Consider the following 23130-nt stretch of genomic DNA (forward strand, 5'->3'; position numbering starts at 1 on the left):
TGGTTATAAGCCTTTAAAAAAAGACCTTCTTTCAAAAAATGTATCGGATTTTCACTTAATGCTAATTTTTGTTCTATTTCCATTACATGACTTCTCTTTATTTATTTGATTTTACCCCTGAGCCACCCGCCATCGACACTTCCAGCGTCGCCGGCGGGGGGCGGCGCGATTGTGGCTTCGCCGCAACAGCGCAACCCTAAGGGAATATGCCCCAACTGACGCGGGGGCGTTATTCTTTGTTAGATTGTCCTCTCAGGCACCATAACCGCCCCCGCGGCCCAAGGATTAAGGACTAAACGCTAAAAACTAAGGTGCGGTGCAAAGGCCAGAGCGGGAGTTGTAGGCACTGTAGCCGTAGACGCCGCCGTTGCCCGAGTAGACAGAGAACTGGTAGCTACCTGTGGCGTCACTCGACCAGTAGTCGCGATCGACGAAGCCCGCATCAGCGTAGCGGTACGGGCGGCCCCACTCCGTGAAAAATCCTGCACCTATGTGACGCATGTAAACATTATTACTAGACGACGGCACGGCGCCTACTGCACCTTGACAATGTGAACCTGAATTAAAACCAGAACAAGTCGCATTAGTTAAATCCCTTACCCGTGGCATACGATAACCCAAACCACGACACCAAGATATTTGCTCAGACTGACTAGCGTATTTACCACCCCGATTGACGAACCACTGCCTCAACACAAATCCATAACGAACCTCATTACCTCGACCATCCCTACCGACCAACTCAAATCTCTGTGGCAAAGATAGCGACGGAGTAAGCCGACTAGGATTACTTGAGTTTATTTGAGCATCAGTTGCCCTAGGACCACTTAACATTACCCGTGTTACATTCTTGGATTTATCAGTAATCCATTGATCGGCTTGGACAGTATTTCCCAAAGGGTCTGTGAATGTACCAGAACGCGGCCTTATCCAACTCACCGTCGCACCTAGACTGCCACTTGTGTTAACTGTCCAATTCAACTGACTTCCATCGATACCTGCTGGCAACTCCAAATCAAAATACAACCCATCAGCACCCGTTGTAGGAAAATTTTGGTCGTAAGATGATGAACTCGTTGACTGAGTTAAAAAACCCTTTGTAGGACTCCATATGTTAGATGGGCCGGCGTAATTGCCTGTGCCAATAGAAGTATTTGGCCTGACCGAACAAATAACAGGCTGTGACGACAAAGTGATATAATAATCCGCCGTCCCTCCGTAAAACCGACTTGTCCTTGGCACTCCATACTGTGTAGTTAAACTTCCCCCTGTACTATCTAAAGTGACCTTATAAGGCGCTTTACATAGATTTAATGTATCACTACGATTAACGATAGTGCCATTTTTATCCTTTATTGTTAAATCTATACGCCCTGATGCTGTAACACCATTTGTACCCTGACCATCCCCATCATCATCTCCCCACTTCCCTTGGCTGATTAGACTATTTAAACTAATAGAGGTTGCACCCGACGGTATTACCATATGAATATCATTAAATGTATAATTACCTCTAGGTAACATTATCGGATTGGCAGCACTTGATGTGTTAGTTGACCGACTGATACGTCTTCCATCTGGCAACTCGATTGCCAAAAAAGTATCCGTATTAGTTGCCTTTGTCTGTCCCCCATCAAACGTTAAATATGGCGGAGTACCTTCAATGACTCTTGATGTATGTGCCGTTAATGCCACAGAACCCTGTGAATACGACAACAACAACACCACGAAGAACAACGCCGATTTAGATAACAATGAAGGTTTAAACAATAACCTCGGTTTGAATAGTAATGACGGCCCTAATAACCACTTGGATATCGACGATAATTTTGCCGAACATGTGGCCGATGACCTGACCAAAGCGGTTTCCGACGATGTTTCCAAAGATGTTACCGAAGTACCCGCCGAAAACATCGCCAGTAAAAACCTCGATGACGGCGTCCATTTCGCTACGCGAAATGACCTCGCTGATGAAAATAAGAACTGTGTCTGTTTTAGACTACGGTGATATTGAAAAAGATTTTGGGCGTAGGTTTGGCAGGCCAGATGCCAGATGCCAGATGCCATAAATGGTAACGCATTTTGCTTATCCTGTCAAGTAATTTTTTGTTTTATTTGCACTTTTTATAATTATCCGCTCGACTAATGAGCTTTCCCTTGCTTTAAAAGCGCTTAAATTATAACCGGTTGATTAATAATGCGCTAGTTTTTTTGTTAAAAATTTGTAAGGTTTTGTTAATTGCGGGCGGTTAAGCTTTTGTTGGCGTGTTTTGGGGAATGGTTTTGGTGAGTTTTTTTTGAATAAAAAACATTAATAAAATCAATACCTTTCCTGACCGATTTTTGAGTGGTTAAATGGCTGTTATTAGGACACTTAATTCGTGGTTTTGTTGATTCGCTAGATTCAATATCTTGCCAAGATTGTGCATCAATTGATTTTGCTATTTTTAAATAGTATTTAAGATAATAAAAAAGAGGGACATCCCTCTTTTTTTATGAGCCGGCGCGATAATTAGGTGGCTCTTTGGTAATAAGGACGTCATGGACATGGCTTTCTTTCATGCCTGCGCCAGTAATACGGTAGAATGTCGACTTTGTCCGTAAGTCATTAATTGTTGCGCAACCAGTTAGCCCCATGCAAGATCTTAACCCCCCCATTTGTTGGTGAATAATTTCTTTTAGTGGACCTTTATAGGCAATGCGCCCTTCTATGCCTTCTGGCACAAGCTTGTCGGCAGCGTTATCGGTCTGGAAATAGCGGTCAGAAGACCCTTTTGCCATTGCACCTAGTGATCCCATTCCACGGTATGATTTATAAGCTCTACCTTGGAATAACTCGATTTCACCAGGGGCTTCTTCGGTACCGGCAAACATTGAACCCACCATTACACAAGAAGCACCTGCTGCGATCGCTTTAGCGATATCACCAGAAAAGCGAATTCCACCATCAGCAATAACTGGGATGTTGTGTTTTTGTGCCACTTCGACCGCATCCATAATAGCGCTAATTTGTGGTACGCCAACACCCGTGACAATGCGAGTTGTACAAATAGATCCTGGCCCAATGCCAACTTTAACCGCGCTAACACCGGCATCAATTAAGGCTTTGGCGCCTTCGGCTGTTGCAATATTGCCACCAATAATTTGTAGATCAGGATAAGCCTTTCTTGCTTGGCAAATACGCTCTAGTACACCTTCTGAATGGCCGTGTGATGAATCAATTAATAATACATCAACACCCGCCTCAACTAATGCAGCAATGCGCTCTTCATTTCCGGCTGCAGCACCAACAGCAGCACCTACACGTAGGCGGCCTTTTTCGTCTTTACAAGCATTAGGTTTTTGTTCCGCTTTATTATAGTCTTTGACGGTGATCATGCCTTTTAGGTGGAATCGTGAATCAACAACAAGAACTTTTTCAACACGGTGTTCATGCATTTTTTGCAATACGATTTCGCGTTGCTCACCTTCTTTTACAGTAACTAAACGTTCTTTTGGCGTCATAACAGCTGTAACGGGTAAAGATAAATCAGTTGCAAACCGGACATCGCGTGCAGTAATAATTCCGACTAACTCTTGGCTTTCAGTTACAACTGGAAACCCTGCAAAACCATATTCTTTTGCCAATTCAATTACTTGTCTTATAGTGGAAGTAGGTAAGACAGATACAGGATCTTGCACAATACCACTTTCATGCTTCTTAACACGTCTTACGTGATTAGCTTGATTTTCGATGGACATATTTTTGTGTATAAAACCAATTCCGCCTTCTTGTGCTAGCGCAATAGCAAGATCAGCTTCAGTAACTGTGTCCATTGCGGCAGATAGCATTGGAATATTGAGCTTTATTGTTCGGGTTAGTTGAGTGCTAATATCGGCTGTGTTAGGTAATACCGTTGAATGAGCTGGAACTAACAATACGTCGTCAAACGTGAGGGCTTCTTTAATTATGCGAGACATGACAATATTCACCATTGGGTTGGATTGTTGATAAAATATTGCCGAAGCATTTTACTCACTTTTACTATAAAAAACCAGCGATATTTAGTGTTAGATGCGATTTATTATCGCAAGCTATTTACGATTGGCCATTAAAATATAGTTAACATCGATATTTGGTCCTAATTGAAATTGGTTTTTTAATAAATGGTATTCCATTCCTATTACATCACCAACAATTAGCTCAGCTTGTTCAACAAGTGTCATTAATTCTGATGGGCGAATAAAACGATTAAAGTCGTGCGTACCTTTGGGTACTAAGCGAGCAATATATTCTGCCCCATAAATTAATAATAATTTGGCTTTATGATTACGATTGATGGTCGATAAAAACAGTTTGCCTTCGGGTTTAAGTAATGTTGCACAAGCTTGAATAATCGAAAACGGATCAGGCACGTGTTCTAATAACTCCATGCAGGTAATCACATCATAATGCCCAGGGTATTGTTGTGCATGATCTTCAACCGTTTGTTTTTGATAATTGATCGTAAGGCTATTTTGTTCGGCATGAATTTTGGCAACGCTAAGCGATTCATCTGCAAGATCAATGGCGGTCACATTTGCCCCTAATTTGGCTAAGCTTTCAGACAAAATCCCACCACCACATCCTACATCAAGTACGGTTTTGTTAGTTAACGATCCGCATTTTTGTTGTACATAATCCACTCGCAATGGGTTGATTATATGTAGTGGTTTGCATTTGCCATTTGGGTTCCACCAATCAGCAGCAAGTTGTGAAAATTTGTCAATTTCGTTTTGGTCTATATTTTGTGACATGATGGCTCTTTAATATCAATAAAATCTAATATCAACTATATGCTATGTGTTTGTGATTATCAATAAATGGCCCAAATTATTCTTCTTTGTAAGATAGCAACCCATTGCAATCATCTTAAAATTGAATATGATACCTGTCTATTTGACCTGCTAAATTTTCATACAGATTTAACTAATAACCTGAATAATATCTTGTTTATAGGTTTATTTCATGGCATGATCAAAGGTTTATTAACAAAAAAAACGCTATTCACAACGCTGAATTAAATTAATAAGACTAAAGGAAAAATATTAATGAGTACTGGTACTATGAAAAAAAACCACTCACAATGGAGCTCGCGCATGGGATTTATGCTTGCTGCGGCAGGTTCTGCTGTTGGGTTGGGTAATATTTGGAAATTTCCATATATGGCAGGTCAAATGGGCGGTTCTGCATTTGTACTTACCTATTTACTATTTATGTTTCTTATCGGCTTGCCGATTTTAGTTTTAGAATGGCTAATTGGCCGTCGCGGGCAAAAAAACCCAATCCATACAATGGAAGATGTCGCTGTTTCAGAAGGCCGTTCAAAATCTTGGCGCTGGGTCGGTATTATTGGTGTAGTAGGTTCTTTTTTAATCCTATCATTTTATAGTGTTATTGGCGGTTGGGCGACCGATTATATTTTTATAGCAGCTAAAGGCTCATTTGATGGAGCAAGTGGTGCAGTTACTCAACAAATTTTTGATGATTTCCGTGGTAACGTAAGCCATTTATTAACTTGGCATACCATATTTATGGCCATCACTGCACTTATCGTTGCGTTAGGTGTTGGTGCTGGTTTAGAGCGTGCTTGTAAGCTGATGATGCCAGGATTAGGTATTTTATTATTAATTCTTGTTGGCTATGCGGCCTATGCTAGCGGTCCATCTTTTGGTGTTGCATGTGAATTTTTATTTTCACCTAATTGGTCAGCGTTAAATGGCACGGCTATTTTAGCGGCATTAGGTCATGCATTCTTTAGTTTATCGTTAGGTATGGGTATTATGATGGCATATGGTTCATACCTAGGACAAGACGTCAACTTATTGTCAACTGCGCGTACAGTTGTAATATTAGACGTTATTGTTGCCGTATTATCTGGTTTAGCTATTTTCCCTTTAGTTTTTGCTAACGGTTTACCTCCAGCAGTAGGCGAAGGCCTTATTTTCGTTACACTACCAATTGCATTTGGTAACATGGCTGGTGGTGCGATTTTAGGTATATTGTTCTTTATCTTCTTAACTTTTGCAGCATTAACGTCTTCTATTTCGTTACTTGAACCAACCGTTGAATTATTAGAAGAAAAAACTCCACTAGGCAGAAAAGCAGCAACCATTACAAGTAGTATTGTCATTTGGGCTTTAGGTATTGCTTGTTTGTTATCCTTTAACTTATGGTCCGATGTTAAACTCTTTGATAAACACATTTTTGATTTATTAGACTATTTAACAAGTAAAATCATGTTACCAGTGACTGGATTAGGCACTGTGATATTTGGTGCATGGATGATGAATCAAAAACGCATCCGCTCAGAGTTAAATTTAAGTCCTTTCTGGTTTAGTGTTTGGACTTTATTATCACGATTCGTAATTCCTGTTGCGGTGATTTTTATTCTTGTTTACGGGTTAATGTAATTGTAATTTAGTGTAACGTGTTTTTTTAGTTTAAAGCCTTGATTCATTCAAGGCTTTTTTTTGCCCTATTTTTGCGGCAGTTTTAGTTAAGTTTATTAACAAAAAATAACCAAACAATGTGTAAGAGATAAATTAATTTTCCTATTTCTATTGAAATCTTTTTTTTTATTCCCATATAGCAATACATCAATAAATCAAATCATTATGTTAATTTTATTCGATTAATACTAACTGACAATGTACTAAGTAGGCAGCGAAAAATAATAAAAGTTGTTATTGTCGTTAGAATTAATTGAAATAGCTAAATATAATAGAGGTACTAGTCAATGAGTAAGCAAGGCACTGAAACGCGCGGATTTCAATCCGAAGTTAAACAAATTCTACATTTAATGATTCACTCTTTATATTCAAATAAAGAGATTTTTTTAAGAGAGCTTATTTCTAACGCATCTGATGCGGCCGATAAACTCCGTTTTAAAGCACTTGAAAATCCAGATCTATATGCGGGTGATGGTGAACTTGGTGTGCGTATTTCGACCAATAAAGAAGCCGGCACTTTAACGATTGCCGATAACGGTATTGGTATGACACGTGATGAGGTGATTGAAAACTTGGGTACAATTGCTAAATCAGGCACTAAAGCGTTTTTAGAGTCGATTGGTAGTGATCAGGCTAAAGATAGTCAATTAATTGGTCAGTTTGGTGTAGGTTTTTATTCAGCATTTATTGTTGCCGATAAAGTCACTGTTAGAACACGCGCAGCCACTGCAAAAGCTGACGAAGCAGTTATGTGGGAGTCAGCCGGTGAAGGTGAATATACAATATCTGACGATAATAAAGAAACTCGTGGTACCGAAATCACTTTACACTTAAAAGAAGACGAAAAAGAGTTTTTAGATGATTGGCGTTTGCGTTCTATCATTAGCAAATATTCTGATCACATTTCACTTCCTGTTGAAGTACAAACCACTGACGAAGAAAGCAAAGAAGTTAAGTGGGAAAAAGTTAACAAAGCCCAAGCACTTTGGACACGTAGCAAATCAGAAGTCACTGATGAAGAATACAAAGAATTTTATAAACACCTGTCACACGATTTTGCTGACCCATTAAGCTGGAGCCATAATCGTGTAGAAGGTAAGCAAGAATATACTAGTCTACTTTATATCCCAGCAAAAGCACCTTGGGATATGTGGAATCGCGATAATAAACACGGTCTAAAACTGTATGTACAACGCGTGTTTATTATGGATGATGCAGAACAATTTATGCCAAACTATTTACGTTTTGTTAAAGGCTTAATTGATTCAAATGATCTACCATTAAATGTATCGCGCGAAATTTTGCAAGACAACAAAATCACCCAAAACTTGCGTAATGCGTGTACTAAACGTGTGTTACAAATGCTTGAAAAACTTGCCAAAGACGATAAAGAACAATATCAACAGTTCTGGAGTGAGTTTGGTTTAGTATTAAAAGAAGGTACTGGTGAAGACTTTGCCAACCGTGAAGCAATTGCTAAATTACTTCGTTTTGCGTCAACTCACACTGATAGCGATGCGCAAACTGTTGCGTTAGATGATTACATTAGCCGTATGCAAGAAAATCAAGAAAAGATCTACTATATTACCGCTGACAGTTATGGTGCTGCTAAAAATAGTCCTCATCTTGAGCTATTCCGTAAAAAAGGCATTGAAGTATTATTGTTGTCCGATCGTATTGATGAATGGATGATGAGCAATTTAACTGAATTTGATGGCAAACAGTTCCAATCTATTAGTAAATCAGACGAATCAATCGAAAAACTTGCCGATCAAAACAGTGAAGATCAAAAACAAGTTGAAAAAGAACTTGAACCATTTATTGAACGAGTCAAAACTGCATTAGGCGATAAAGTAAAAGATGTTAAATTAACTCATCGGTTAACTGATACACCAGCAATTGTCACCACAGCCGCTGACGAAATGAGTACACAAATGGCTAAATTGTTTGCAGCAGCAGGTCAGAAAGCGCCAGAAATCAAATACACGTTTGAAATAAATCCAGATCATAAATTGGTTAAACGTATTGCCGATACGCAAGACGAAAGCGCATTTAACGATTGGGTTGAACTATTACTTGATCAAGCTTTACTTGCTGAAAAAGGCTCGCTTAGCGATCCAAGCAAATTTATTCAAACTATGAATAAATTATTAGCGCAATAATTCAGCTAAATAACAAAACATTACCCGATACGCTTAGTCGATCGGGTTTTTTTATAATATTAAGTATTTGTCAATAACTGATCTAGCAAAAATATGATACTTATCACACTTTTTTATATTTCTGCTTTCTATTTTTTGAGTGCGATTGATAATAGCTTATCTAAAAAGTTAGATTAAATATAATGAAAGTTCATAAAATACTAAACAATAACGTTGTTGTAACAATCGATGAAAAAGGGAAAGAGCTTATTCTTACTGGCCGTGGCATCGGTTTTAAAAAACGCGAAGGCGATTTAATAGATCCCAATCTTATTGAAAAGCAATTTTCGTTAGACAACAAAGACACTTTGCCCAAATTTACCGAACTACTGTCTCAGATCCCTCTTGAAATATTAACCACGTCTGAAATTATTATTAATCATGCGAAACAATTTATTGAAGGTAAATTACAAGATAGTATCTATATTTCGTTAACCGATCATATTCATTCGGCTATTGAACGCCATAAGCATGGTTTTGATATTCCTAATGGTTTTTTATGGGAAATCAAAAAATTCTATCCTAAAGAGTTTAAAATTGGTTTATATGCTCTATCAGTAATTAAAGAACGCCTAAACGTAGAACTGCCAGAAGACGAAGCAGGTTACATCACATTCCATATAATTAATGCGCAACTTAATGGCACTATGCCTAATATTGTTAATATGACAAAAATCATGCGCGAAATACTCAATATCGTAAAATACCATTTTAACTTTGAATATGATGAAAACTGCCTATCTTACCAGCGCTTTGTCACTCATTTAAAATTTTTTGCACACCGCATACTAAATCAACAATCCCAACCACAACAAGATGCTTCGTTGTATGAAATTATCCGCCAAAAATACAAAAAAGCCTATTTATGTACTAAGCAAATTGATCTGCATTTGATACAACAATATCAACATCCACTTTCTGATGATGAAAGTCTATATTTAACCATTCATATTGAACGACTGCGTACGGAACTTAAAAATTCATAATGTGAAGTAAATCACACTTTTGTGATCATTATTATAGAAGTCTTATCTGTTTTGTAAATTTGTGCTAATCTAAAAACACTAATTGGATTGTTACTGCAAAGTTAAAAAACATTTACTTTGCAAGCAAAACCTAGACCCAAAGCTTGGGGTCTAGGTTTTTTTTTGTCAAAAATAAGGACAAGGTATGAAAAACAAAGAGCTTGCCGAATCAATAATTAATAATATAGGTGGTAAAGATAACATCATCAGCCTAGTGCACTGCGCAACTCGTTTACGATTCGTCCTAAAGGATGAAACAAAAGCTGATGCCGAAGTGCTAAAAAAACAAAAAGGTGTAATAACCGTTGTACAAAATAGTGGGCAATTTCAAGTGGTAATTGGTAATAATGTTGCTGATGTTTATAGTGACATTATGCAGTTAACTCATCTCAACGAGACCGACAACAAAAAAACTCAATCAAATAAAAAATCGGGGTTATTGTCGAAACTAATCGATTTAGTATCAAATATTTTTATTCCTGTGTTAGTCGTCATGGTGGCAGGTGGTATTTTAAAAGGAGTATTTGCACTATTACAAACAGTAGATATTGTCCAAAAAGACACACCAACTTTTAAGTTTCTAGATGCAATATCCGACGCTCCACTCTACTATTTACCGATGATTTTAGGCTTTTCTGCCGTTAAAAAGTTTGGTGGTAACCCTTATATGGGGTTAGCTATTGGCGGTGCATTGCTTCACCCAAGTGTAAGCAACATGATACCGGCAGGCAAACTTTTGCTAAAAACTGAACTATTTGGCATTCCGATTGACTTAATTCCTTATGGCTCATCGGTATTCCCTGTTATTTTAGCTGCGTGGTTTTATTCGTTATTAGAACGAAATTTATATAAAATCATGCATGATTCATTCAAAAAATTCATTGCACCATTACTTGGCTTCATTATCACAGTGCCATTGACCTTTGCGCTTATTGGACCTGCTGTAACTTATGGTAGTGCTTGTATAGCTGCCGGTATTGAATATTTGTATGCACTTAACCCAATTATTGCATCGATGATTTTAGCACCACTTTGGCAAGTATTGGTGATTTTTGGTATTCACTGGGGTCTTGTTCCGCTTTGTTTAAACAATATAGCAGCTGTTCATCAAGATTTTCTATTACCAATATTATTTCCAGCAGTATTTGCACAAGTTGGTGCAGTATTTGCTGTAATGCTAAGAGCAAAAGATCCAGAATTTAAAGCGCTAGCAAGCTCTTCGGTATTATCTGGTATTTTTGGTGTTACTGAGCCGGCTATTTACGGTGTTAACTTACCACTTAAAAGACCATTTATTATTGGTTGCTTATCGGCAATTATTGGTGGTGCAATTGTTGGTTATTACCATAGTGTGATTTATTCTTTCAGCTTTATTAATGTCTTTTCATTTTTACAATTAATTTCACCTGAACACGGTATTGATGAAAAATTCTATGCAGTTGTATTTGGTTGTATTATTTCATTTATCGTTGCCTTAATCGCTACTTATCTATTTGGTATTTCACAAGATAAAATTAGCATGATATCCAAAAATGATACTCAAAAAGACGAAGCAAATAACCAAGACAACACTAACCAAACCAATAGCGATAACGTCACTATTTTCAGCCCAATGACAGGTAAAGTTATTCCACTAAGCGAAGTTAACGATCCTACTTTTGCCAATGAATTGATGGGTAAAGGTATTGCCATCATTCCAACTATTGGTCAAGCCGTAGCACCTGATGATGGCGAAGTAGTATCACTATTTAGAACAAAACACGCTATTGGTTTCCAAACGAATTCCGGTGCCGAAATATTAATTCATATTGGTATTGATACCGTAAAATTAGACGGGCAACACTTTCAAGCGCATATCGAAGCAGGAAGTAAAGTGAAAAAAGGCGATCTATTAGTTAGTTTTGATATCGACGCAATTAAACAAGCAGGATTTGAAGTAACCACACCGATAATTATAACTAATACTGATAATTATCAAGATATAGAGTGTATTTTTAAACAAGATATTACCAAAAATGGTGATGCATTATTATCGCTATCAGCAAATAAGGAGTAAAACATGTCAACACAATTTCCTAGTGATTTTTTATGGGGTGGTGCTATTGCCGCCAATCAAGTTGAAGGCGCATATCGCAAGGCAGGTAAAGGATTATCAACATCAGACTGCACACCTAATGGACTGTTTGGCGATATTATTGATCGAAACAAACACGATATTAGCAGTATAAAAGACAACGCGATTGATTTTTATCACCGCTACCCAGAGGATATCGCCCTATTTGCTGAAATGGGCTTTACTTGCCTACGCACATCTATTGCTTGGACGCGAATTTTTCCCAATGGTGACGAAAAGCAACCAAACGAAGATGGTTTAGCATTTTATGATAAACTATTTGACGAAATGGCAAAACACAATATCACACCACTTGTCACCCTATCACATTACGAAATGCCCTATTATCTTGTCACTGAATACGGTGGCTGGGGTAATCGACAAGTGATTGAATTTTTTACGCGTTATGCCAAAGTCGTCTTTGAACGTTACAAAAATAAAGTCAAATATTGGTTAACATTTAACGAAATCAACATGTCATTACACGAACCATTTACAGGTGTAGGATTAGATAGAAACAGCACAAAACAACAAATCTACCAAGCTATTCACCACCAGCTTGTTGCCAGCAGCCGAGCCGTTAAATTATGTCATGACATCATCCCTGATGCTAAAATCGGTAATATGCTACTAGGTGCTGTTGCCTACCCATTAACACCAAAACCAGAAGATGTTTGGGCTACACATCAAGAAAACCACGGTTGGTTGTTCTTTGGTGATATTCAAGTTAGAGGTTATTACCCAACCTATATGAATCGATTCTTTAAAGAACATAACATCAAGCTCGATATTACTGAACAAGACAAACAAGATCTAAAAGAAACCGTCGATTTTGTTTCGTTCAGTTATTACATGAGCTGCTGTGCAACCGCTGACGAGTCGCAAAAAACCAAAGGTAATATCTTAGATATGGTACCAAACCCTTACCTTAAAGCCTCAGAATGGGGATGGCAAATCGATCCGGTTGGTATTCGCTATCTACTTAACTTACTTTATGAACGTTATCAAAAACCATTATTTATTGTCGAAAACGGCCTTGGTGCCAAAGATACACTCGAAGCTGATGGTACTATCAATGATGATTACCGTATCAATTATATGAATGATCACTTAGTACAAATCCGAGAAGCTATTAACGACGGCGTTGAAGTCATGGGCTACACCAGTTGGGGACCAATCGATCTTATCAGTGCCTCAAAAGCAGAGGTAACTAAACGTTACGGCTTTATTTATGTTGACCTAAACCAAGATGGTTCTGGCACATTAAAACGCTATAAAAAACAGAGTTTTTACTGGTATCAATCAGTAATTTCATCTAGGGGTGAGAATTTAAAATAGTCAGATAATTTAAGGGGAATGATGATAACTAATTCCCCTATTATCCTAAAATAAAATTTGCAAAATGAGTGTGCCCTACTAATCGTTAGCCTCTCAAGGAATATAGCATGAAGAAAAAAACAATAAAAACGTTACTAACCAGTACGTTAATTATTATTACAGCTCTACTAACCAGTTGTGCTCAGCACTCACCTAAGGAAAAAGATAACAATACTGATGGTGATATAACAATCTACTTTGCTCGCCATGGTAAAACCTTATTTAATACCTATGATTTAGTACAAGGTTGGGCTGATTCGCCGCTTACAGAACAAGGCATTGAACTTGCACACTATCTTGGCGAAGGATTAAAAGATATCCAGTTTGATGCTTATTATACAAGTGATGCAGGACGACAACGCGAAACCATGCAAGAGCTTCTTAAACAAAAAGGTGTTAAGGATTATAACATTCGCGAACTTAAAGGATTACGTGAAGTATTTTTTGGCGGTTTTGAAGGTGGACCAAATAAAAAAATGGTTCGTGATAGCATGAAACTAGCAGGATATAACTCTGTCGATGCGTTTTATAAAAATTACCAAATTGGCAACCTAACTATAGATGTAATGATAAATTCAATTGCCAAAACAGATCCTAAACACCAAGCTGAAAGTTACCAACAAGTGAAGGCAAGAACACAAGATGCGTTAAAAACCATCATCCAAAATGCACAACATAATCATGAAAAAACCATTCTTGCTATTTCATCTGGAATGTCAATGCAGGCGATGATTTATGATCTTACTGACAACAAAGATAAAAATAAACCGCTATCAAATGCAACAGTTGTCAAAATTACCTATAAAAATGGTCAATATAACGTGAGCGAAATTGGCAACATGGCATATGTCAATAAAGGCAAAGCTACATTAAACAAATAAAAATATAATCCATACATAATGGAATTCACTAGATAAAAAATTAATTTTAATTTTTTATTTAAACATAAGTTAGGAAATACAATAATGAAAGTAAAATATCTCACACTTGCATTGCTGAGTCTGTCAACTTGTTCGGCTCTAGCGGCTGAAGTGAATAATGATTCAGCCTTATATAATACTTTTTTCACAGATTCTAAATTTGATTTTTCTACACGTAATCATTGGAAATATTTAAAAGAAAATGCATCCCAACCCAAAGAAGTACACAGTGCTTGGGGGCAAGTATTTAGTTTTGATTATAAGTCTGGCTATCTATTTGATACTATTGGATTTGATATTACCTATGATAACGTAATAAAATTGGGAGCCAGTGATTACTTTGCATCCCGTAACTTACTTTATAATGATGGTAAAGGCTATAACAAACACAACGCTCAAGGTTTTAATAAATTTACCCAACGTTATGCAAAAATTAAACTAGGAAACGACGACTTTAATTTAAAGGGTAAAGCGGGCTGGCATAGTTTGAAAGACTTTGGAATAATAAGTTCATCTAAACATCTTACTCGTCATAGCTATCTTGGTTATAGTGGTACACTAAAATATGATAACATCTACTTTTCATTAGCATATATCGATAGTACCCTCCCTCGAGAATCTGCTAAAAAATTACATTTTTTAACAGCCGACCGTAAAAAAGTCATTGATAATATTTCAACTGCTGAAATCGCTTATAAAGATAAAGATCTAACTTTGGATTATTCTTATGGTGTTGCGAAAGATTACCTAAGGCGCCACGTAGTTGAGTTATCCTATAAACCAATGCAAAAATTGATTTTAGGCGGACAATTCTATGGAAGCTATGCACTTGACAATTATGACGCCATGAAACAAAACAAAAAAGAGTTTGAAGATCATGCATGGCATTATGCAACTGATGTCGAATGGAAAGAAGATGACTGGAGCGTCAAAATTGGCTTAGCTTACACTGATGCTAACAAACACAATGCGATTGGATATTATAACCGACATTTAGGTAAAAACACCCGGGGTCGCTTTAATGGGTTAGCCGCGGCAGGTGCTGACTATATGCGCGATGGAGAACTAGTCTTGACCAGTGTGTTAACTTACGACTTTGTCAAAGATAACAGCACTGGATTATATATGAACTATGGTGAATTTAATTACAAACATGACACACTAAAAAATGGCGAAATAAATATTTTCGACATATGGAAACCAACCAGTGGTGCATTTAAAAACCTATCTATTTTATCTAAAGTAGGTTATGGATGGTCTTACAAAACCACTAGCGGGTCAGATATTACACCAAAACTCGATAAACATGGCAAAGCCCAACGCTCACCAACACTTTCTGCAGAAACTGTTATTGATTACCGATTTAACTTGTTATAAATAAGGACAAAACATGAAAAAATTTATTATATTAATCAGCTCATTAATCATTGCTATTTCAACTATATCACAAGCTTTTGCTGATGATGTTTACCTTTACGTCACTCGGCATGGCAAAACCATGTTCAATAACGTACATCGTGCTCAAGGTTGGTCAGATACACCACTAATAAAACCCGGTGTTGAAGTTGCCGAGCAACTTGGCCGTGGTTTAAAAGATGTCAAATTTATTGCTACTTATTCAAGCGACTTGGGACGTGCACGTCAAACAGCTCGTGTGGTTTTAGAATCTAAAGGCGATACAACCATTAATATCAACGAAATGGAAGGTCTACGCGAAACCTGTTTTGGTGAATTCGAAGGCGATCTTGATCCAAACATGTGGACCCCTGCTGCACAGCATTTAGGTTATGCAACGGATAAAGATTTAATGGCGGATTTCGCAAAAGGAAACATCACCCTTAAAAAAATGATGGATGCCATTGCCGCTGTCGAAAAATCTGGTGAAGCAGAAGATTACAATAAAGTAAAAACACGTATGCAAGCCTCGTTAAAAGCCATTGCCGAATCAGCTAAAGCACAAGGTGGTGGTAACGTTTTAGTGGTATCTCACGGTATGGCTATCATGGCTATGGCTGAAGAATGGTTAGATAAACCAGTGACAGAGGGACTTGGTAACGCAAGTGTCACTAAAATTCGTTATACTGATGATGGAAAATTTATTGTCGAAAGCTTAGGCGATATGAGCTACATTGAAAAAGGCAAAAATAAAGCTAAATAACCATAAAAAATATGGCTCATTGATGAGCCATATTCCCTCTTAATTTACTATTCAAACAATATTGATAAATAAATTGGTAGTAATTATCATCATAAACAAGCATAATTTAACATCGTTTTTATCGAATAGAGTTAAAAGACAAGATGTTTTATTTATGCAACTATTCATCCCCAATGGGATTAATTACTCTAGCCAGCCAACAAAATAAGTTAGTTGGAGCTTGGATTGAAGGCGAAAAATATTTTGGTCATACAATTAATACTCAAACAGAAGAAAAACCTAATTTAGCTATTTTTAACTCGACCAAAAAATGGCTTGATGATTATTTTTCAGGAAAGAAACCGAATCTATCTCAACTTAAGCTTGCACCAAATGGCTCCCCTTTTCGACAGCTAGTATGGGAAATTTTATGTAATATCCCGTATGGCAAAGTCACAACTTACGGCGATATTGCAAAACAGATTGCCCTTAAAACAAACAAAACAAGCATGGCTAGCCAAGCAGTAGGCGGCGCGGTTGGGCATAATCCAATATCCATTATCATCCCTTGCCACCGCGTTATTGGCGCAAACGGTAATTTAACGGGTTATGCAGGGGGGATAGATAAAAAAATTCAATTGCTACAACACGAAGGGGTCGATACCACACTATTTTTTGTGCCTAAACATGGTCATTTAAACACAATCTAAAAAAACGAAATCTTTTTAATTTGTTTATTTTAGGTGATTGGTTATTTGTACATCATATTTACTTTCATCTATAATATTTACCCAACTTGGTATAATGGGTGTTCGACAGTAATAATTAGCTGAAGACTGTATATCTTTATTTCTAATTTTTTGAAATTCTGGCGTTTGAGGATCATCAAATAGCTCAGGATCCCGACGACGATTCATTTTGAAAAATAAGAATTCTTCATACCAACTGTTGTGTAACCACGGTTTTGGATAACCTAAAGTGGCATAAATACGGTTACAAATAAAAGTTGACCGCCCACCAAAAATGAAGAAGAAAAAGAAAACAAAAGCAACAAAGCCAATACAGCTTGTTGTGGTAATTTCTATCACGTCTGAAGAACCCCACTCATAATTGAATAATATACTAATGAAAATCAAAATATCGGTACATAATATTATCGATCCAACACCAAACATACAATACTTCAGCAATTGCAACGTCGAAAGACCAACTCCTTTAGGAAAAAATAAAGCATGATATTTAGGAAAGCGGACGGCATAAGCTTGATATTTGTTCTTATCAATTTGTTTGACGACCATTTCGACGTAATCACCATTGTTAAAAGCGACATTTTCTAGCTTACCTTTAACTTTGACATTACCGATATAACAAACAAATGGTGTGCCTTTTAATAGTTTGGTTTGTAGTAACCCAAAAGTTAATAAACTAAGCACAAATTCATAAACAAACTTACATATAGCTACGGTTATTAGAACAAATCCACCGATCATCTCGATAATAAATAGCCCCAGAATTGACTCAATAAAACCACAGTCTTCAGTTTTTTTATTTTGATCCTTTTTTTGATCTACTTTCAATATTTTTAAACGTCTTACTTTACCTTTTAATAAACTATACTTTCCCATTACCTTTTTTACTCCATTTAAATAGGCTTTGCTTTTTTTAAGCTAAAGCCCAAACCATCCATAGTTAAATAGCGTGATAAATATCGGCATTATAAGTGTTAACAAAAAACCTTGAGCAATAGCAGCAGGTACAATGGCTATTCCACCACCTTTTTGTAGCATGGGTAGTGTAAAATCCATTGATGTTGCACCACATAACCCTAGTGTTGTTAATTGATGACGCTTAATCAACGTTGGAATTAAAATAATCGCACACAATTCTCGTAACATATCATTTAAAAACGTGGCACTTCCAATAATTGGGCCATGCGCCTCAGTCATTAAAATTCCTGATAATGAATACCATCCAAAGCCAGATGACATGGCAAGACCAACACGAACAGGCAAGTTTAAAATAAACGAGGCAACAATCCCGCCCAATAAAACGCTCATCACAACCAATATGGATGTGGTCATCCCAACTTTATTGAGTAAAATTTGTTTAATCGAAATATTATTACTGCGTAATTGAATTCCGACTAGAAATAATAAAAACACCAGTACAATTTGAGTTACACTTTCAGCATATTGCCAAATAAATAATGGCAATAACCCACAAATAAACCCAATAATTAATGCAATACAGACACGTAATGATTCAAAGATCATCTTAAAATGTGACGTATAAGTTTGATTTACATTATCAGTTTTGGAAGTAGAAAAAAAATCAAACATCATTAAAACAACAAAATTCCCGCCAAACGTACAAATAAAAAGAACAATTGCATAATATAAAATAATTTGCAAATTAGTGGTCAAATTATCTAAATGAGCAAGTTCAGCACCCATAATGAACAAAATAAGGTAGATCATCCAACTCAAAGTTAGATTAATTTTGGACATCCATCTGTTGTTTTTAATTTTAATTAAATAACCTAAACCCAACGGTACTAGCGCAATAAGAAGACCAAAATACATATTTTATTCCTTAACTATTCCTTGCTTTTATTGTTAAACTAGAGAGTCAAATATACGTTTTAATCTATTACCACTAATCATTATGTTAATGATGCTAACGTTTGCTCAATATTAAGTTGAAGCTCATCCAATAAAGCATAACGATTACGGTATTCTGAACGTTTTTTACTGGCAATTTCTTCAATTGATTTTCGATTAATTTGGTTTGGCAGTATAAATAAGCCATTAGCATCTTGTTTTCCATCAAGGGTTAACCAAAAATCGTCATAATCAGACAAAATGCGTTCTTGACGGCTATTATAGCGCCAATTGTTATAGATATGAGTTTTGTTACCCACAGCAACAATTTGCGTTAATTGATAGTAACGGGCAATAGTTAATGCAGCTTCAACTGCAACGCGTTTAGGGAATAACCCATAGCAGGCTTTAGTCGCTTTTTGTACACGAGCACGTGCGTCATCGTGTCCTGTGCCTTGTAATCCAGCAATAAAGAGCGTTGGCTTGCTTTGATATTCAACAATTGAAAACGTTAATGTAGCTAAATCAATCCCATCGCTATCATAAAAATAAAGGCTCACTTCGCCTTCTCTGGCAAATTTGTTACGAGCTTGAATGGCAATTTGGATATTTGTTTCATTTTTAACAGTAACATTCGCCAATACAAAAGGTGATTGCGGATTATAAAAAGCTTTAGTTACGCTATCGGGTTGTTTTGCTAAAAAATCATAATGATAGGCCAATGCATCATAACGTGCTTTTTGGCTCAAACAAGATGCCAAATACGGTCGCTGTAATTTACATGGTAAATTAGTTTGGCACGAAAAATAATAGCCAAGCAATGGATACTGTCTTAATTTATCAAGCCATTTGAAAGTAATTGGGCTTAAGAACAAGGTTCTTAAAAAAAACTTATAACGATAGGTCGGGTTAAGCCATAATTCGTTTAGCGATAATTTACCGGTATAGAGCCAGTTAAAGAGTTGCCATTTACTTTTTGGCTGAGACATATTCGTAATATTATTCATAAGTAGAACTTTAAATCGAGTTAGTTATTTTAACAATTATAGGGCGACTAAATTAATCAATACGGATTAGTTATTAATAAGTCATAAAAAAATCAAACGATAAGAGTACAACACAACTTTAGTTGGTGCAACTATTCCTACATTAAGTAGGTCTAAATTATATGAAAATAAAAAACGGTGAACTGGTCACCGTTTTTTTAAGTGATAATTTAGTTTATAAAAACTAATTATTGACCTTTAACTTCTTTTAAACCATTGAATGATGCTTTTGAACCTAAAGCTTCTTCAATACGGATTAATTGGTTATATTTAGCAACACGGTCAGAACGGCTCATTGAACCAGTTTTAATTTGACCAGCAGCTAAACCAACTGCTAAATCAGCGATTGTTGAATCTTCTGTTTCACCACTACGGTGAGAAATAACAGCAGTATAACCCGCCTCTTTCGCCATTTTAACCGCTGCAATAGACTCAGTTAATGTACCGATTTGGTTAACTTTAACTAAGATAGAGTTAGCGATACCTTTTTCAATACCTTGTTTGAAGATTTTAGTATTAGTTACAAATAAATCATCGCCCACTAATTGAATTTTGTGACCTAATGCTTTAGTTTGGTATGCCCAACCTTCCCAATCGCTTTCATCTAAACCATCTTCGATTGATACGATTGGATATTGTTCTGTTAAACCTTCTAAATAATGAGTAAATTCTTGCGCAGTGAACTCTTTATTACCTTCACCTTTTAATACATATTTACCGGTTTCTTTGTTATAGAATTCAGAAGCTGCACAGTCCATCGCTAAAGTAATGTCTTTACCTAATACATAACCTGCTTTTTCTACTGCTTCTTTAATGCAAGCTAACGCTTCAGCATTTGAATCTAAGTTAGGCGCAAAACCACCTTCATCACCAACAGCAGTGTTCATGCCTTTAGCATGTAATACTTTAGCTAAGTTGTGGAACACTTCAGAACCCATGCGAATTGCTTCACGTACTGTTTTAGCACCAACTGGTTGAATCATAAATTCTTGTAAGTCAATATTGTTATCCGCGTGCTCACCACCGTTGATGATGTTCATCATTGGTAATGGCATTGAGTATTGACCCGGAGTGCCATTAAGGTCTGCAATGTGTTGATAAAGTGGAACACCTTTAGCAGCTGCGGCAGCTTTAGCGGTTGCTAAAGATACAGCAAGAATTGAGTTAGCACCTAAATTAGATTTGAAATCAGTACCATCTAAGTCAAGCATGATTTGGTCGATAGCAGCTTGATCTAATGCATCTTTACCAACAACTGCTTTAGCGATTGGTCCATTTACGTTTTCAACTGCTTTTAATACGCCTTTACCTAAAAAGCGAGATTTGTCACCATCACGAAGTTCTAACGCTTCACGTGAACCCGTTGATGCACCTGATGGAACAATTGCAAGGCCAACAAAACCACCTTCTAAATGAACTTCGGCTTCAACAGTTGGATTACCACGAGAGTCGATGACTTCACGACCATGTACTTTAACGATTTTTGCCATGTTATTTTCCTCTATATGACAGATATATTAAAAATATTAATTCAAAACTATTTTTGTTGCTGCTCTTGATAAGCTTTGGCAGCTTTAATAAAACTACTAAACAGTGGGTGTCCATCACGTGGTGTAGAGGTGAATTCCGGATGGAACTGACACGCAACAAACCATGGATGATCTGGAACTTCAATGATCTCAACCAGCTTTCTATCCGTTGAAAGACCAGTCACTTTTAACCCAGCTTTAACCACTTCAGGTAATAAATTATTATTTACTTCATAACGATGACGATGACGCTCAGTAATCGACTCATTTTTATACATATCGTATACTAATGAATTAGGCTCCAAATGGCAAATTTGCGAACCTAAACGCATTGTGCCACCTAAATCACTATTTTCATTACGTTGTACTACATTGCCAGATTCATCGCTCCACTCTGTGATTAAAGCAATAATTGGGCTTGCACAATCTTTAACAAATTCGGTTGAGTTAGCATCTTTAATACCTGCAACATTACGTGCATATTCGATCATAGCCACTTGTAAACCAAGGCAAATACCTAAATATGGGATTTTGTTCTCACGCGCATAACGAGCTGCCATAATTTTACCTTCAACACCACGATAACCAAATCCACCAGGAATTAAGATCGCATCCAAGCCTTGAAGTAATTCTACACCACGCGATTCAAGATCTTCTGAATCAATATAACGAATATGCACCGTTAAACGATTTTTTAATCCCCCGTGTTTTAACGCTTCATTCACTGATTTATAAGCATCGGGTAAAGCGATATATTTACCCACCATACCAATGGTTACTTCACCCACTGGGTTGGCTTCTTCATAAATCACTTGTTCCCATTGCGATAAATCAGCTTCTTTACATTCAAGATTAAATCGTTTGCAAACGAAGGTATCTAAGTTTTGCGATTTTAATAACGCAGGTATTTTGTAAATAGAATCAACATCTTTAAGCGAAATAACAGCACGCTCAGGCACATTACAAAATAGTGCAATCTTAGCCCGTTCATGGGCAGGAATAATGCGATCAGAACGGCAGATTAACACATCCGGTTGAATACCAATTGACAGTAATTCTTTTACTGAATGCTGTGTTGGTTTGGTTTTAACTTCACCAGCAGATGCTAGATAAGGTACTAACGTTAAGTGCATAAATAACGTGTGTTCACGACCCACATCCACGGCTAATTGACGGATGGCTTCTAAAAATGGTAGAGATTCAATATCACCTACTGTACCACCAATTTCAACAATGGCAACATCAAAACCTTTTGCCCCATCAATCACGCGTGATTTAATTGCATTAGTGATATGTGGTATAACTTGAACCGTTGCCCCTAAATAATCGCCACGGCGCTCTTTGCGTAACACATCAGAATAAATACGACCTGTAGTGAAATTATTTTTTCGCGTCATTTTAGTGCGAATAAAACGTTCATAATGACCCAAATCAAGATCGGTTTCAGCACCATCTTCAGTCACAAACACTTCACCATGTTGAATAGGACTCATTGTGCCCGGATCGACATTAATGTAGGGATCAAGCTTGAGCATGGTGACTTTTAAATTGCGGGCTTCTAAAATTGCAGCGAGAGATGCTGCGGCAATGCCTTTACCAAGAGAAGAAACGACACCGCCTGTAACAAAAATATAATTCGTGACCATTAATATTAGACCATTATTAATTTATTAGAACAATATTGCATCGATTTTTAGACATCAAAACCAAT

Annotated in this window: 17 protein-coding genes; 9 read left to right on the forward strand and 8 right to left on the reverse strand. The window is 36.9% G+C overall.

The features are described 5' to 3' along the window. Positions 1-306: 306 nt before the first annotated feature. The 3 genes from ACYIAJ_RS06965 to ubiG all read right to left on the reverse strand — a co-directional run bounded on the left by ACYIAJ_RS06965 (position 307) and on the right by ubiG (position 4776). Positions 307-2067: a hypothetical protein gene (locus ACYIAJ_RS06965; protein WP_483564552.1), complete on the reverse strand. Its 1761-nt coding sequence runs from the start codon at positions 2065-2067 to the stop codon at positions 307-309. A 426-nt stretch (positions 2068-2493) separates the two neighbouring features. Further along, on the reverse strand, positions 2494-3960 hold the full coding sequence (guaB, locus tag ACYIAJ_RS06970; protein ID WP_483564553.1) for an IMP dehydrogenase: 1467 nt from the start codon (positions 3958-3960) through the stop codon (positions 2494-2496). A gap of 114 nt (positions 3961-4074) precedes the next feature. Continuing rightward, entirely contained in the window at positions 4075-4776 is a 702-nt protein-coding gene (ubiG, locus tag ACYIAJ_RS06975; RefSeq protein WP_483560695.1) for a bifunctional 2-polyprenyl-6-hydroxyphenol methylase/3-demethylubiquinol 3-O-methyltransferase UbiG, read from the reverse strand. Positions 4777-5070: 294 nt separating this feature from the next. On the opposite strand from ubiG, the gene ACYIAJ_RS06980 reads away from it, so the two are divergent. The 9 genes from ACYIAJ_RS06980 (at position 5071) to ACYIAJ_RS07020 (ending at position 16954) form a co-directional block, all read left to right on the forward strand. Next, positions 5071-6432: a sodium-dependent transporter gene (locus tag ACYIAJ_RS06980; RefSeq protein ID WP_483564554.1), complete on the forward strand. Its 1362-nt coding sequence runs from the start codon at positions 5071-5073 to the stop codon at positions 6430-6432. A gap of 326 nt (positions 6433-6758) precedes the next feature. Beyond that, positions 6759-8633, forward strand: coding sequence for a molecular chaperone HtpG (gene htpG, locus ACYIAJ_RS06985; protein ID WP_483564555.1), 1875 nt, complete (start codon positions 6759-6761; stop codon positions 8631-8633). Between the two features lie 182 nt (positions 8634-8815). Then, on the forward strand, positions 8816-9658 hold the full coding sequence (gene licT, locus ACYIAJ_RS06990; protein ID WP_483564556.1) for a BglG family transcription antiterminator LicT: 843 nt from the start codon (positions 8816-8818) through the stop codon (positions 9656-9658). A gap of 184 nt (positions 9659-9842) precedes the next feature. After that, a complete protein-coding gene (locus ACYIAJ_RS06995; RefSeq protein ID WP_483564557.1) occupies positions 9843-11753 on the forward strand; it encodes a beta-glucoside-specific PTS transporter subunit IIABC in 1911 nt (636 codons plus the stop codon). 3 nt (positions 11754-11756) lie between these two features. Beyond that, entirely contained in the window at positions 11757-13148 is a 1392-nt protein-coding gene (locus ACYIAJ_RS07000; protein ID WP_483564558.1) for a glycoside hydrolase family 1 protein, read from the forward strand. Between the two features lie 107 nt (positions 13149-13255). Further along, positions 13256-14068, forward strand: coding sequence for a histidine phosphatase family protein (locus ACYIAJ_RS07005; RefSeq protein WP_483560701.1), 813 nt, complete (start codon positions 13256-13258; stop codon positions 14066-14068). An 84-nt stretch (positions 14069-14152) separates the two neighbouring features. Next, positions 14153-15484: a hypothetical protein gene (locus tag ACYIAJ_RS07010; protein ID WP_483564559.1), complete on the forward strand. Its 1332-nt coding sequence runs from the start codon at positions 14153-14155 to the stop codon at positions 15482-15484. Between the two features lie 13 nt (positions 15485-15497). After that, positions 15498-16265, forward strand: coding sequence for a histidine phosphatase family protein (locus ACYIAJ_RS07015; RefSeq protein ID WP_160402456.1), 768 nt, complete (start codon positions 15498-15500; stop codon positions 16263-16265). Between the two features lie 143 nt (positions 16266-16408). Then, positions 16409-16954: a methylated-DNA--[protein]-cysteine S-methyltransferase gene (locus ACYIAJ_RS07020; RefSeq protein ID WP_483560703.1), complete on the forward strand. Its 546-nt coding sequence runs from the start codon at positions 16409-16411 to the stop codon at positions 16952-16954. 24 nt (positions 16955-16978) lie between these two features. Here the strand turns inward: ACYIAJ_RS07020 and ACYIAJ_RS07025 are convergent, their stop codons facing one another. The 5 genes from ACYIAJ_RS07025 to pyrG all read right to left on the reverse strand — a co-directional run bounded on the left by ACYIAJ_RS07025 (position 16979) and on the right by pyrG (position 23065). Beyond that, positions 16979-17869, reverse strand: a complete 891-nt coding sequence (locus ACYIAJ_RS07025) for a hypothetical protein (RefSeq protein WP_483564560.1) — start codon at positions 17867-17869, stop codon at positions 16979-16981. 42 nt (positions 17870-17911) lie between these two features. Next, a complete protein-coding gene (locus ACYIAJ_RS07030) occupies positions 17912-18826 on the reverse strand; it encodes a LysO family transporter (protein WP_483560705.1) in 915 nt (304 codons plus the stop codon). An 80-nt stretch (positions 18827-18906) separates the two neighbouring features. Then, positions 18907-19851, reverse strand: coding sequence for a VirK/YbjX family protein (locus ACYIAJ_RS07035; protein WP_483560706.1), 945 nt, complete (start codon positions 19849-19851; stop codon positions 18907-18909). Between the two features lie 227 nt (positions 19852-20078). Next, positions 20079-21380: a phosphopyruvate hydratase gene (gene eno / locus ACYIAJ_RS07040; protein WP_160402451.1), complete on the reverse strand. Its 1302-nt coding sequence runs from the start codon at positions 21378-21380 to the stop codon at positions 20079-20081. 47 nt (positions 21381-21427) lie between these two features. Then, on the reverse strand, positions 21428-23065 hold the full coding sequence (pyrG, locus tag ACYIAJ_RS07045; protein WP_160402450.1) for a glutamine hydrolyzing CTP synthase: 1638 nt from the start codon (positions 23063-23065) through the stop codon (positions 21428-21430). Between the last annotated feature and the right edge of the window lie 65 nt (positions 23066-23130).

It is taken from the genome of Gilliamella sp. X-46 (genome assembly GCF_057063525.1).

Bases quoted from the DNA above. Each gene is read 5' to 3' on its own strand.
- ACYIAJ_RS06965 (WP_483564552.1), bottom strand. From the start codon at position 2,067: ATGGCATCTGGCATCTGGCATCTGGCCTGCCAAACCTACGCCCAAAAT.
- guaB (WP_483564553.1), bottom strand. From the start codon at position 3,960: ATGTCTCGCATAATTAAAGAAGCCCTCACGTTTGACGACGTATTGTTA.
- ubiG (WP_483560695.1), bottom strand. From the start codon at position 4,776: ATGTCACAAAATATAGACCAAAACGAAATTGACAAATTTTCACAACTT.
- ACYIAJ_RS06980 (WP_483564554.1), top strand. From the start codon at position 5,071: ATGAGTACTGGTACTATGAAAAAAAACCACTCACAATGGAGCTCGCGC.
- htpG (WP_483564555.1), top strand. From the start codon at position 6,759: ATGAGTAAGCAAGGCACTGAAACGCGCGGATTTCAATCCGAAGTTAAA.
- licT (WP_483564556.1), top strand. From the start codon at position 8,816: ATGAAAGTTCATAAAATACTAAACAATAACGTTGTTGTAACAATCGAT.
- ACYIAJ_RS06995 (WP_483564557.1), top strand. From the start codon at position 9,843: ATGAAAAACAAAGAGCTTGCCGAATCAATAATTAATAATATAGGTGGT.
- ACYIAJ_RS07000 (WP_483564558.1), top strand. From the start codon at position 11,757: ATGTCAACACAATTTCCTAGTGATTTTTTATGGGGTGGTGCTATTGCC.
- ACYIAJ_RS07005 (WP_483560701.1), top strand. From the start codon at position 13,256: ATGAAGAAAAAAACAATAAAAACGTTACTAACCAGTACGTTAATTATT.
- ACYIAJ_RS07010 (WP_483564559.1), top strand. From the start codon at position 14,153: ATGAAAGTAAAATATCTCACACTTGCATTGCTGAGTCTGTCAACTTGT.
- ACYIAJ_RS07015 (WP_160402456.1), top strand. From the start codon at position 15,498: ATGAAAAAATTTATTATATTAATCAGCTCATTAATCATTGCTATTTCA.
- ACYIAJ_RS07020 (WP_483560703.1), top strand. From the start codon at position 16,409: ATGTTTTATTTATGCAACTATTCATCCCCAATGGGATTAATTACTCTA.
- ACYIAJ_RS07025 (WP_483564560.1), bottom strand. From the start codon at position 17,869: ATGGGAAAGTATAGTTTATTAAAAGGTAAAGTAAGACGTTTAAAAATA.
- ACYIAJ_RS07030 (WP_483560705.1), bottom strand. From the start codon at position 18,826: ATGTATTTTGGTCTTCTTATTGCGCTAGTACCGTTGGGTTTAGGTTAT.
- ACYIAJ_RS07035 (WP_483560706.1), bottom strand. From the start codon at position 19,851: ATGAATAATATTACGAATATGTCTCAGCCAAAAAGTAAATGGCAACTC.
- eno (WP_160402451.1), bottom strand. From the start codon at position 21,380: ATGGCAAAAATCGTTAAAGTACATGGTCGTGAAGTCATCGACTCTCGT.
- pyrG (WP_160402450.1), bottom strand. From the start codon at position 23,065: ATGGTCACGAATTATATTTTTGTTACAGGCGGTGTCGTTTCTTCTCTT.